Source organism: Actinomycetes bacterium (assembly GCA_035489715.1).
Classification (GTDB): Bacteria; Actinomycetota; Actinomycetes; order JACCUZ01; family JACCUZ01; genus DATHAP01.
Genome location: DATHAP010000062.1, coordinates 1 through 12073, shown reverse-complemented (window position 1 = coordinate 12073; position 12073 = coordinate 1). Strand labels below are relative to the sequence as shown.

The window sequence follows — 12073 nt, the reverse complement described above, 5'->3', positions numbered from 1 at the left end:
GGCCCAGCGGTTCGCCGGGGGAGAGCTCACCCCGTCGGCGCAGGGCGTCGACCGCCGTGTGCACCGACCCGTCCCCGCCGACCAGCACGACCGTCCGGCCGTCCCTCCCGTCCAGGACGCGGTCCAGGTCCCCGGGCTCGGCGCACTGCTCGACCCGCACGTCCGCGGCGGACTCGAGGACCGAGATCGCCGCGGCGACCCTGTCGTCGTCCGTGCTGCCCGCCGCGGCGTTGGTGACCACCAGCAGTCGCCTCACGTAGCCTCTCCCTCGCAGTCGGACGCAGTTCGGCCGTAGTTGGTCAGAGCCCGCAACGTCCCCGTCCGAGGTAGGTGTACCCCATGCCGGCCATCGTGCTGCTCGGCGCCCAGTGGGGCGACGAGGGCAAGGGCAAGGCCACCGACCTGCTCGGCTCGTCGGTGGACTACGTCGTCAAGTACAACGGGGGCAACAACGCCGGGCACACCATCGTCGTGGGCGACGAGAAGTACGCCCTGCACCTCCTGCCGTCGGGCATCCTGACGCGGGGCTGCACCCCGGTCATCGGCAACGGTGTCGTCATCGACCTCGGCGTGCTCTTCACCGAGATCGACGATCTCGACGAGCGCGGCGTCGACACCTCGCGGCTGCTGGTGAGCGCCAGCGCCCACCTGATCGGGCCCTACCACCGCACGATCGACAAGGTGGCCGAGCGCTTCCTGGGCAACGCGCGGCTCGGCACCACCGGCCGCGGCATCGGTCCCACCTACGCCGACAAGATGTCCCGCGTCGGCGTGCGGGTGCAGGACCTCTTCGACGAGAAGATCCTGCGGCAGAAGGTCGAGGGCGCGCTCGAGCTGAAGAACCACCTGCTGGTCAAGGTCTACAACCGGCGCGCGATCACCGTCGACGAGGTGGCGGAGGAGTTCCTCACCTACAGCGAGCGGCTGCGCCCGATGGTGGCCGACACGACGCTGGTGCTCGGCACGGCTCTGGACGAGGGCCGCACGGTCCTGCTCGAGGGTGGTCAGGCCACGCTGCTCGACGTCGACCACGGCACCTATCCGTTCGTCACCTCGTCCAACCCGACCGCGGGTGGCGCGTGCACCGGCTCGGGCATCCCGCCCACCCGGATCGACCGGGTCATCGCGGTGGTCAAGGCCTACGCCACCCGGGTCGGCTCCGGACCCTTCCCGACCGAGCTGCTCGACGCGGACGGCGAGCGGCTGCGGGCCGACGGGGCGGAGTTCGGCACCACGACCGGCCGACCGCGGCGCTGCGGGTGGTACGACGCGGTGGTCGCCCGCTACGCGGCCCGGGTCAACGGCGTGACCGACTTCGTGCTGACCAAGCTCGACGTGCTGACCGGCTGGGAGCGGATCCCGGTCTGCGTCGGCTACGACGTCGGGGGCACGGTGCACGCCGAGATGCCGATGACCCAGACCGACTTCCACCACGCCACGCCCGTCTACGAGCAGTTCGACGGCTGGGACGAGGACATCTCCGGTGCCAGGTCGCTCACCGACCTCCCCAAGACGGCGCAGGCCTACGTGGCCGCGCTCGAGGAGATGTCCGGCGCGCCGATCAGTGCCATCGGCGTCGGGCCGGGCCGCGACCAGACCGTCGAGATCCGCTCGCTGCTCGGCTGAGCCACCGTGTCCAGCGAGCCCACCCCGCCGCGTGCCACCGAGCTGTCCAACGCCGTCGTCCGGCTGCGGCCCGCTGCGCTCGGCGACGCGGAGGGGCTCTTCGCCGCGATCGGCGACGAGCGGGTCTGGGCCTCCGGCTACGCCGGCGGCCCGTCCGCCAGGCCGCGAGACGTCGCCGGGATGCGGGCCGTGCTCGAGGCGGCCGTGTCAGCGGGCCTGCGCGGGGAGCGGCAGGCGTACGTCGTCCGGCTCGCCGGCGACTCGGAGCTCGGCGCGGCCGGGACGCTCGTCGGCACGAGCAGCCTCGGCGAGTGGGACCTGGTCAACCAGCGCGTCCACCTGGGCTGGACGGCGTACGGACCGCCCTGGTGGGGGACCGCGGTGAACCCCGCGTGCAAGCTGGCCCTGCTCGGGCACGCCTTCGACGACTGCGGCTTCAACCGGGTCAAGATCCAGACCGACCTGATCAACGAGAGGTCGCAGGCCGGCATCGCCAAGCTCGGCGCCACCCGTGAGGGGGTGCTGCGCCGGCACATCCGCCGGCCGGACGGCACCTGGCGGGACACCGTCGTCTACTCGGTCCTGCGCGACGAGTGGCCGGACGTCCGGGCCGGACTGCTCGCCCGACTCGCCTGACGGGCCCCGTGGGCGGGCCCTATCCTGCGAGCCATGGCGCCGATGGACTCCCCTGCCCCGGACGCGGCGGCCGACCTCGCTGCGGGTGACCGTGCCTTCGAGCTCGACCGGGCCCACGTCTTCCACTCCTGGTCCGCCCAGGCCCTGCTCAAGCCCATGGTGGTCAGCCGCGCCGAGGGCGTGCACATGTGGGACCACGAGGGGCGGCGGTACCTCGACTTCTCGTCCCAGCTGGTCAACGTCAACATCGGGCACCAGCACCCGAAGGTCGTCGCCGCGATCCAGGAGCAGGCGGCCCGCCTGTGCACGATCGCGCCGCAGCACGCCAACGAGCAGCGGTCCGAGGCCGCCCGGTTGATCACCGAGCTCGCCCCGGGCGACCTCGGCAAGGTCTTCTTCACCAACGGTGGTGCCGACGCGATCGAGAACGCGGTCCGGATGGCCCGCCTGCACACCGGTCGGCACAAGGTGCTGACGACGTACCGCAGCTACCACGGCAACACGACCACCGCGATCCAGATGACCGGCGACCCGCGGCGCTGGGCCAACGACGGCGGGGCCACCGGTGTCGTGCACTTCTTCGGGCCCTACGCCTACCGGACGCCGTTCTGGTCCGAGTCGGTCGAGCAGGAGTGCGAGCGGGCGCTCGAGCACCTCGAGCAGGTCGTCGCCTTCGAGGGCCCGCAGACGATCGCCGCGCTGGTGCTCGAGTCCATCCCGGGAACCGCCGGCATCCTGGTGCCGCCGGACGGCTACCTCGCCGGGGTGCGGGACATCTGCGACCGGCACGGCATCGTCTACATCGCCGACGAGGTGATGGCCGGCTTCGGTCGGGCCGGTGAGTGGTTCGCGGTCGACAAGTGGTCGGTGACGCCGGACCTGATCGCCTTCGCCAAGGGGTCGAACTCCGGATACGTGCCGCTGGGCGGCGTCATCATCAGCGAGCCGATCGCCGCGACGTTCGCTGAGCGGGTGTTCCCCGGCGGGCTGACCTACTCCGGCCATCCCCTCGCCTGCGCCGCCGCCGTCGCGAGCATCAACGCGATGCGTGACGAGGCCATCGTCGACAACGCGCGCCGCATCGGCCTGGACGTGCTCGGCCCCGGGCTGCGCGAGCTGGCCGATCGGCACCCGAGCATCGGCGAGGTGCGCGGCCTCGGTGTCTTCTGGGCGCTCGACCTGGTCCGCGACCGCGCGACCCGAGAGATGCTGGTGCCCTACAACGCGAGCGGCGAGGCCAACAAGCCGATGGCCGACCTGATGGCCGCCTGCAAGCAGCGGGGCCTGGTCGCGTTCGCGAACTTCAACCGGCTGCACGTCGTGCCCCCGTGCACGATCACCGACGAGGAGGCCAAGGAAGGTCTCGCGATCCTCGACGAGGCGCTCGCGACGGCGGACGCCTTCAGCGCCGGCTGAGCGGTCGGCTAGCGTCAGCCGCGATGAGCTACGACATCTTCTTCGTCCGGCGCGACCCCGGGCAGACCTTCGAGGACGCTCTGGACGACCTCGAGGGGTCGTTCGAGGGCGGTGACCCTGGGGAGCTCACCGACGTCGACCTCGAGCACTGGGACGCGATCCTCCCGCTGGCGCGGGAGATCCTCGGCGAGGTCCAGGTCGACGACGAGGACGAGGAGACCCGCGAGCTGACGGCGGTCGCCACCGGCGTCGAGCTGACGATGATCCAGGGCGAGGTGGCCATCCGGGTGCCGGACGAGCGCTCGCCCGGCGACGACCTCGAGCTGATGCAGGCGGTGTACGACCTGGCCCGTGCCGTCGAGGACGTCACCGGCCTCGAGGGCTACGACCCCCAGCTGGGCGAGCCGGTGAGCGACCGGCCCGAGGACGAGACCCCCACCCGCCGTCGGTGGCCGGACGACGCCGACGACGAGGACGACACCGGCGGGCGGGGCGGGCTCGGTGCCGGCCAGCCGGTCGGTGCGCGCACGCTGTCCGGTGCCGCCGCGGCCGATCCCCGTCCCGAGATGGCCCCCGACGTGCCGCGGGAGCGGTCCACGGCCGGGTCCCGCCGCTGGTGGGAGTTCTGGAAGTCGTGAGGCTCCTCGTCGTCGGCTCCGGAGCGCGGGAGCACGCCCTGGTGCGCGCCCTGGTCGCCGACCCGGAGGTCACCGAGGTGGTGGCCGCCCCGGGCAACGCGGGCATCGCCGCTGACGTCACCACCCGGCCGCTCGACGTGGGCGATCCGGTCGCGGTCGCCGCGCTGGCCGCCGAGCTGGCGGTCGACCTGGTCGTCGTCGGAGCCGAGGGGTCGCTGGTCGCCGGTGCCGCGGACGCGGTGCGGGCCGCCGGGATCGCCTGCTTCGGACCCTCTGCGGCAGCGGCCCGGCTGGAGGGCTCGAAGGCCTTCGCCAAGGAGGTCATGACCGCCGCCGGGGTGCCGACCGCCCGGGCCCGGGTGTGCGCGACCGGGTCGGAGGCGGCGGCCGCGCTGGACGAGCTCGGTGCGCCGTACGTCGTCAAGGACGACGGCCTCGCCGCCGGCAAGGGCGTCGTGGTGACCGACGACCGCGCGGCCGCACTGGCGCACGCGGAGAGCTGTCACCGGGTGGTCGTCGAGGAGTTCCTGGACGGTCCGGAGGTGTCCGTCTTCGCGGTGACCGACGGGGCGACCGTCGTGCCGCTGGTGCCGGCGCAGGACTTCAAGCGGGTCGGCGACGGCGACACCGGGCCGAACACCGGCGGCATGGGCGCCTACTCGCCGCTGCCGTGGGCCCCGCCCGGCCTGGTCGACGAGGTGCTCGAGACGGTGCTGCAGCCGACCGTCGACGAGATGGCGCGGCGGGGCACGCCCTTCGCCGGGCTGCTCTACGCCGGGCTGGCGCTGACCTCGCGCGGGGTGCGGGTGATCGAGTTCAACGCCCGCTTCGGCGACCCCGAGACCCAGGTGGTGCTTGCCCGGCTGCGCAGCCCGCTCGGGTCGCTGCTGCGCGCCGCCGCCGTGGGGTCGCTGGCGTCGCTCGGGCCGCTGGAGTGGTCGCCCGACGCCGCTGTGACCGTGGTCGTGGCCGCCAAGGGCTACCCCGAGTCGCCGCGCACCGGTGACCCGATCGACGGGCTCGAGGACGCCGGTCGGTCGGCCGAGCAGTCCTACGTCCTGCATGCCGGCACCCGGCGCGACGAGGACGGCCGGGTCGTCTCGGCCGGCGGTCGGGTGCTGTCCGTGGTCGGCACCGGCGTCGACGTACGCACCGCTCGTGACCGGGCCTACGCCGCCGTCGCCGCGATCTCGATGGACGGTGCCCACTGGCGCCGCGACATCGCGGCGGGTGGATGAGCGCCGACCCTGCAACGTCGAGTTCTACGTCGTGGTCGACCAGCGGCTCGACGTGCCGGTCATGCTGCCGCCGGTCCCCGCTGCTGTCGACCTGGCCGGCGCCCGGGTGCTGCTCGTCGACGACGTCGCCGACAACGGCGAGATGCTGCGGCTGGTGCGCGAGTTCTGCGGCGAGCACGTCGCCGACTGCCGGACCGCGGTGCTCTACGAGAAGCCGCGCTCGACGGTGCGGTGCGACTACGTGTGGCGGCGCACCGACCGCTGGATCGACTTCCCCTGGTCGAGCCAGCCGCCGGTCACGGCCGGCTGAGGCACCGGCCTGGCCCCGGCCCGCTGCCGAGACGCCAGTCCCGCCGGGCCCACCAGGGTTCCGGAACGGTGCACCGGGTAATTGACTCGACGGCGGAGCGAGGAACAAGCATCAGGAGGCGCGACATGGAGATCATCGGAGTCATCATCGCCGGCATCATCATCGGGCTGCTCGGCAAGTTCGTGGCACCCGGTGACCGCGACAACATCCCGATCTGGCTCACGGTGCTCTGCGGCATCGGTGGCGTGCTGATCGGCTACTACGTCGCCGCCGGGCTCGGCGTGGAGGCGACCGACGGGATCGACTGGATCCGCTGGATCATCAGCATCGCCGTCGCCGCGGTCCTGGTCATGGTCGCCGCCACGGTGACCGGCCGGTCGAGCAGGAAGCGCAACCTGGTCCGCTGACCTCGGGCAGCGCCGCACCGGCGCGTCCCGGTGGCACCACGGCAGCCAGGCGGGGCGGTGTGCAGCGAGCGGTTATCCACCGCGGGCTGCGCCCGCCCCGTCGCCGTGCTCGCTCGGGGCCGGTAGAGGGTCTTCACGGCTGGTCGGCGCGCTCATGACGCATCAGCGAGCGGCGGGCCGTCCAGCACCGTGGGGACGTACTCGAGCAGCTGCAGCCGGCCGTCGAAGGTCCGGCTGTCGACCATCTCCAGGGCGACGTCCGGGTAGTCGTCGAAGATCCGCTCCTTGCCCGTGGCGCCGGTGATCACCGGGAAGACGACGACTCGGAAGCGATCGACCAGACCGGCACCGAGCAGGCTCCGGCACAGCGTCAGGCTGCCGAGCGTGCGCAGCGGCCGGGCGCCGTCCTCCTTCATGGCGCGCACCGCCTCCACCGGGTCGTCGGCCACCAGCTCGCTGTTGTCCCAGGGCAGCGGCGGCTCCAATGTCGAGGAGAACACCACCTTCCGCATCGCGGTCAGCCCGGCCAGCTCGTCGGGCATGTCCGCGGCGAACCCCGACATCAGTCGGTACGTCGTCGCGCCCATGAGGGCGGTGTGCTCTCCCTTGCCGTCCTCCTCGAGCCAGCTGAGGTACTCGGGCCCTTCCAGGCCCCAGTAGCCGGGCCAGCCGTCGGCGGCGGCGTACCCGTCCAGGGAGATGATGAAGTCCACCGTGAGGTTCTGCATCGCTCCTCCTTCGCTCCGGGCCGTTGTCGTTCCGCTGGTGCTCACCGTGGCACCAGCTACCAGCTCTGACCGTGCTGACGGTCCTGTCGGTCCTGGACCCCTCACAGTTCCGACCGTGCCTGCGCCGCGATCTCATCGTTGCGGGCGCCCGGCGCGCGCCGCCCGGAGCGTCAGAAGGGCGGGTCGTCGGGATGGTCGAGCACCGGGTCGACGGGCAGCAGGTAGCTCCGTCCGCTCGGGTAGCGCACCGCCCGTCTCCGTCGCGCAGCCTGATGACGACCGTGTCGGTGAGGGTCTTGATCCGGTGCTCGGTGCGGCACCAGGGATCGAGGTTGCCGGCGGACGTCGGCCCGCGCGGGCGCGGGATCCGGTGGTCGAGGTCGCACCGGTCCGCCGGCAGCCGGCTCCGATGCAGGTGGGATCTCGTGCGGTGACGTGGTCCTGCATGTCCTGGGGTGGTTCGTAGGTGTCGGCCGACAGCTCGTCGAACCGACCGGTCTTCGGGTCGGTCAGCAGCCGCTGCCAGGTGCCCTCGGAGGCGATGCGCCGGGCCACCTGTGCGGTCACCGGGCCGTAGCCGACCAGCTCGCCGGGCCGGTCGTCGAGACCGATCAGTGTCGTCGCCGCGACGACCACCCGGATCTGCGGCTGCCGGCCCTTGCGGTCAGGCAGCCGCCGCGCCGGCGGACCTGCTCGTCGGACCTGACCGTCGGTGGTGTCGTGCGTGGTGTCGTCGGGCGGGCCGGGGTGGCAGAGCAGGTCGGGCCGCGTGGTGTCCTGCGACAGGGCGACGGCGCTCAGGTCGGCGAGGACGTCGAAGCGCCGCTGCGCCAAGGTCCGCGGGTCTCCCGGCGCCTTCGCGGCGATCGCCGTGGCCGTGACGTAGGTGCAGAACCGCGGCACGTCCTCGGCCGGTCCCGTCATGGTGGCCGCGGCCATGCCGTCGTCCAGCGCGTACTGCTCGACCGCGCGGTCCTCGAAACCGCGCTTACGCCGCTTCTCGGCCGCGGCCGGGTCGGCCGCGATGACCGCCCGCTTCAATGCTCGGGCGACGTCGGCGTGCGGCCGACCGGCGTAGCGCTCGATCACCTTCGCATCGACCGCCGCGGCCGTGTCGTCGTCGAGGGGCCGGACCTGTTCGAGGACCGTCCGAGCGGTGTAGAGGGGGATCTTTCCCTGCGCCAAGGCTGCCTTCGTCGCCGGAGTGCGGTCCAGCTCGAGGGCGAGGGCGACCCGGCCCTGTGCGGCGCGCGACGACAGGCCGATGGCGGCGGCGATCTCGACCGCGGCCATCCGGTCGGCAGGGACGGTGTCCTTCTGCGGAGGCGCGTCGAACGCACGGACCCCGCGCCACTGGCCGGCCCGGTCCACCAGCGTGCGGGTGGCCTGGACCTCGACCGAGCTCGCCCAGGCCTGCAGCCTGGCCGCCGCTGCCACCAGCGCCACAACCCTGTCGTCCGAGCAGGACACCAGGGCCACCTCGTCGACGAGCGCGGCGAGTTCCGGCCCGGGAGGCATCCGGTCCAGCCGCCCGGCGAGCGGGTGCGCGTCGCCGGCTCCGGCCGCACCCGTGTCATCGGCGGGGTCACGCGGGACGGGAGGAGGTCACTCGCGGGGTGGGCGGTCACGGTGCCGCAGGCCTCCTACGTCCATACCTCCGGTTCGAACGTGTGTTCGAATCTTACCAGGTCCACCGCACTGTCGGAAGTCCCTGTGCACGACATCCCCCGCGGCCTCCGGCGGCACGAGCGCCGAGCTGCGCGACGTACGCGAGAATGAGCGACGTGAGCGCCGACGAGCCCGGCTCGACCTATCCCGACGTCCTGGCGACCCGCTACGCCGGCGCCGACCTGGTGCGCGTCTGGTCGCCGGCCAACAAGGTCGTCCTCGAGCGACGCCTCTGGCTGGCGGTGCTGCGGGCCCAGCAGGAACTCGGCATCGAGGTCCCCGAGGGCGCCGTCACGGCGTACGAGACGGTCGTCGAGGTCGTCGACCTCGACTCGATCAGGCGCCGGGAGGCGGTCACCCGGCACGACGTGAAGGCGCGCATCGAGGAGTTCTCGGCGCTCGTCGGCTACGAGCAGGTGCACAAGGGGATGACCAGCCGCGACCTCACCGAGAACGTCGAGCAGCTCCAGGTGCGTACGTCGCTCGAGCTGGTCCGCGACCGGGCCGTGGCCGCGTTGGCCCGACTGGCGCGTCTCGCGGTCGAGCACGACGACCTGGTGATGGCCGGCCGCAGCCACAACGTCGCGGCGCAGGCGACGACGCTCGGCAAGCGCTTCGCCTCGGCCGCCGAGGAGCTGCTGGTCGCGGTCGAACGCCTCGAGGACCTCATCGACCGCTACCCGCTGCGCGGCATCAAGGGCCCCGTCGGCACCGCGCAGGACCAGCTCGACCTCCTGGACGGCGACTCCGACAAGCTCGCGCAGCTGGAGCAGACGGTCGCCGAGCATCTCGGCTTCTCGCGGGTGCTGACCAGCGTCGGCCAGGTCTATCCGCGCTCGATCGACCACGACGCGGTCAGCGCCCTCGTGCAGCTCGCCGCCGGGCCGTCGAGCCTGGCCCACACCATCCGGCTGATGGCCGGCCAGGAGCTCGCGACCGAGGGCTTCGCCCAGGGCCAGGTGGGCTCCAGCGCGATGCCGCACAAGATGAACACCCGCTCCTGCGAGCGGGTCAACGGTCTGGCCGTCGTGCTGCGCGGCTACCAGTCGATGGTCGCCGAGCTGGCCGGCGCGCAGTGGAACGAGGGCGACGTCTTCTGCTCGGTCGTCCGTCGCGTGGCGCTGCCGGACGCGTTCTTCGCGGCGGACGGGCTGTTCCAGACCTTCCTGACCGTGCTCGACGAGTTCGGCGCCTATCCGGCCGTCGTCGCGCGCGAGCTCGAGCGCTACCTGCCGTTCCTCGCGACGACCAAGGTGCTGATGGCGGCGGTGCGCAAGGGCGTCGGCCGCGAGCAGGCGCACGAGGCCATCAAGGAGCACGCGGTGGCCGTCGCGCTGGCGATGCGCGAGCAGGGTGCCGCTGGCAACGACCTCTTCGACCGGCTCGCCGCGGACCGCCGGCTCGGCCTCGACCGCGCCGAGCTGGATGCCCTCGTCGCCGACCCGGCGACCTTCACCGGCGCGGCGCACTCGCAGGTCGCCGCCGTCGTCGCCCAGGTCGAGAAGCTCGTCAGCCGCCACCCGGCGGCCGCGGCCTACACCCCCGCGCCGATCCTCTAGCGCCCCTGGTGCGTCAGGTCGCCCGGTAGAGCAGCTCGTCGTACGACGGCCCGTAGTAGGCCTCGAGGTCCTCGAGCGACCGCTCGGGCCGCTCGAGGGTGCGCGCGATGACGGCCCGCGACGGCAGGTCGCCCTCGTCCCAGGTCGACGGGTCCCAGAGACCGGCGCGCCGGAACGCCTTGGCGCAGTGGTGGAAGACCTGCTCGATCTCGACGACCACCGCCAGCACCGGCCGGTGCCTACGCACGACCATGTCGTCGAAGAACGGCGCGTCGCTCACCAGCCGGGCGCGGCCGTTGACGCGCAGCGTGTCGCCGCGGCCCGGCACCAGGAAGATCAGTCCCACGTGCGGATTGCTCAGGATGTTGCGGTAGCCGTCGGCGCGGCGGTTGCCCGGCCGCTCGGGGATGGCGATGGTGCGGTCGTCGATGACATGGACGAAGCCGCGCGGGTCACCCTTCGGAGACACGTCGCAGCTCCCGTCGGCGTCCGAGGTCGCCACGAGGCAGAACGGCGAGGCGGCCAGCCACTGCCGGTCGAGGTCGTGCAGGCGGTCGCGGTCCTTGTCGCGCACCAGCTGCGACGGCTCGCCGAGCAGGTCGCGCAGCTCGGCCTCGTCGTGCACCTCGGTGAAACTGTCGGTCTTCGTCATGCGGGCGCCCTCTCGTCGTCGAGGACGGTACGCGCCCAGCGCACCGTGCCGGGGATGTCGGTCACCGGGTAGCGGACGGCCTCGACCCGGCGCCCGGCGCCGACCACCACGACGACGCGCCGCAGCCGCACCTGGCCGGCGGCCCGGAAGGTCGGCAGCCGCAGCGCCGCGGTCAGGGCGAGGTCGGTGTCGGACAGGAGGGGAAACGGGATGTCCTCGGCGTCGGCGAAGGCCGCCTGCTCGTCCGTACGTTGCGTGCTGACGCCCCGCACCGCCAGCCCGGCTGCGGCGAACTCGTCGTGCGCGTCGCGGAACAGCCGGTTCTCCAAGGTGCAGCCGACGGCCCCCGGGATGTCGTCCCAGCCGTCGGGCAGCGGCGTCGGCCGCCCGGTCGCGGGGTAGCCGAACAGCACCGTGCCGCGCGCGTCCGGCGCCACCGGGTCGAGGAGGTCACCGACCGTCGAGGGCAGCTCGACCGTCGTCGGCACCTGCTGGCCGACCAGCCCCTGCACCCGGGCGACCTCGGTGGCACCGCCGCGACTCGTCGCCGACGCCTCGCCGTCGCCGAGCACCCACTGGTCGCCCCAGTCCTGCAGCGCGACCAGCACCGGCACGAACGCCGCTCCGGCCGGCGTCAGCCGGTAGTCGTGCCGCACCGGGTTGTCCTGGTAGGCCACCCGCTCGAGCACCCCGTGGTCGACCAGGTGCCCGAGCCGCTCGGTCAGGACCTTGCGCGAGATCCGCAGCTCGTCGACCAGCGGCTCGAAGCGGGTGTGCCCCCGGGCGATCTCCCGCAGCACGACCAGGCTCCAACGGTCGCCGACCGCCACCGCGGCCTGGGCCACCGCACAAGTCGGGTCGGCCCCCGCCCATCGCGCTCCGGCCGCCATGTGGTCTACCGTACGGGTTCCGAAAAGGAACTGACTAGTCGGACACGGGAGGCGGGCAGATGACGCCGGCGGTCTGGCGGGCACTGCCTCGCTGCCGTCCTGGCTGCGCTGGCTGCTCGGGCGCAGGCGAGGCGCCGATGGCGCTCGTGCTGCGCGACCGTTCAGCCGCGCCGGTGGTCGCGGCCGGCATCGCCCTGGTCGGCGTCGCCTACCTGCTGCTCGGTCTTGCACCCGATCTCGCACTCGCCGTGGTCGCGGTCCTCGTCATCACCGTGGGGGAGATGCTCTACAAGCCGACCGCGACG

12 protein-coding genes and 1 pseudogene are annotated in these 12073 nt (G+C 72.9%); 8 read left to right on the top strand and 5 right to left on the bottom strand.

Going from position 1 to position 12073, the window contains the following annotated elements; all coding sequences use genetic code 11:
• Window positions 1-256: diacylglycerol kinase family protein (locus tag VK640_05480; protein ID HTE72636.1), on the bottom strand; the 256-nt coding region annotated here is incomplete at its 3' end.
• Window positions 257-339: 83 nt separating this feature from the next.
• Here VK640_05480 and VK640_05475 point away from each other — a divergent pair.
• From VK640_05475 to VK640_05445, 7 genes and pseudogenes are all read left to right on the top strand, one after another.
• Window positions 340-1626 (top strand): adenylosuccinate synthase, encoded by a 1287-nt coding sequence (locus VK640_05475; GenBank protein ID HTE72635.1) that lies wholly within the window; start codon window positions 340-342, stop codon window positions 1624-1626.
• Between the two features lie 6 nt (window positions 1627-1632).
• The gene (locus VK640_05470) at window positions 1633-2262 is read left to right on the top strand and encodes a GNAT family protein (protein ID HTE72634.1); all 630 of its coding nucleotides are present in this window, start codon (window positions 1633-1635) and stop codon (window positions 2260-2262) included.
• 42 nt (window positions 2263-2304) lie between these two features.
• Complete coding sequence (locus VK640_05465) at window positions 2305-3678, top strand: aspartate aminotransferase family protein (protein HTE72633.1); 1374 nt, start codon at window positions 2305-2307, stop codon at window positions 3676-3678.
• Window positions 3679-3701: 23 nt separating this feature from the next.
• The gene (locus VK640_05460; protein HTE72632.1) at window positions 3702-4316 is read left to right on the top strand and encodes a hypothetical protein; all 615 of its coding nucleotides are present in this window, start codon (window positions 3702-3704) and stop codon (window positions 4314-4316) included.
• Window positions 4313-5554 (top strand): phosphoribosylamine--glycine ligase, encoded by a 1242-nt coding sequence (purD, locus tag VK640_05455; protein ID HTE72631.1) that lies wholly within the window; start codon window positions 4313-4315, stop codon window positions 5552-5554. The genes VK640_05460 and purD overlap by 4 nt, the downstream gene beginning before the upstream one ends.
• A 13-nt stretch (window positions 5555-5567) precedes the next feature.
• Window positions 5568-5864, top strand: a pseudogene (locus tag VK640_05450) (phosphoribosyltransferase family protein).
• A gap of 125 nt (window positions 5865-5989) precedes the next feature.
• A complete protein-coding gene (locus tag VK640_05445; protein HTE72630.1) occupies window positions 5990-6271 on the top strand; it encodes a GlsB/YeaQ/YmgE family stress response membrane protein in 282 nt (93 codons plus the stop codon).
• Window positions 6272-6423: 152 nt separating this feature from the next.
• Here the strand turns inward: VK640_05445 and VK640_05440 are convergent, their stop codons facing one another.
• Together VK640_05440 and VK640_05435 are read right to left on the bottom strand one after the other, a co-directional pair.
• Complete coding sequence (locus VK640_05440) at window positions 6424-6999, bottom strand: dihydrofolate reductase family protein (protein ID HTE72629.1); 576 nt, start codon at window positions 6997-6999, stop codon at window positions 6424-6426.
• A gap of 132 nt (window positions 7000-7131) precedes the next feature.
• Entirely contained in the window at window positions 7132-8517 is a 1386-nt protein-coding gene (locus VK640_05435) for a hypothetical protein (GenBank protein HTE72628.1), read from the bottom strand.
• 266 nt (window positions 8518-8783) lie between these two features.
• Between VK640_05435 and purB the strand changes: the two genes are divergently transcribed.
• Entirely contained in the window at window positions 8784-10226 is a 1443-nt protein-coding gene (gene purB, locus VK640_05430) for an adenylosuccinate lyase (GenBank protein HTE72627.1), read from the top strand.
• A 13-nt stretch (window positions 10227-10239) separates the two neighbouring features.
• Here the strand turns inward: purB and VK640_05425 are convergent, their stop codons facing one another.
• The gene (locus tag VK640_05425) at window positions 10240-10878 is read right to left on the bottom strand and encodes a pyridoxamine 5'-phosphate oxidase family protein (GenBank protein HTE72626.1); all 639 of its coding nucleotides are present in this window, start codon (window positions 10876-10878) and stop codon (window positions 10240-10242) included.
• Entirely contained in the window at window positions 10875-11768 is an 894-nt protein-coding gene (locus tag VK640_05420; protein ID HTE72625.1) for a winged helix-turn-helix transcriptional regulator, read from the bottom strand. The genes VK640_05425 and VK640_05420 overlap by 4 nt, the downstream gene beginning before the upstream one ends.
• Between the last annotated feature and the right edge of the window lie 305 nt (window positions 11769-12073).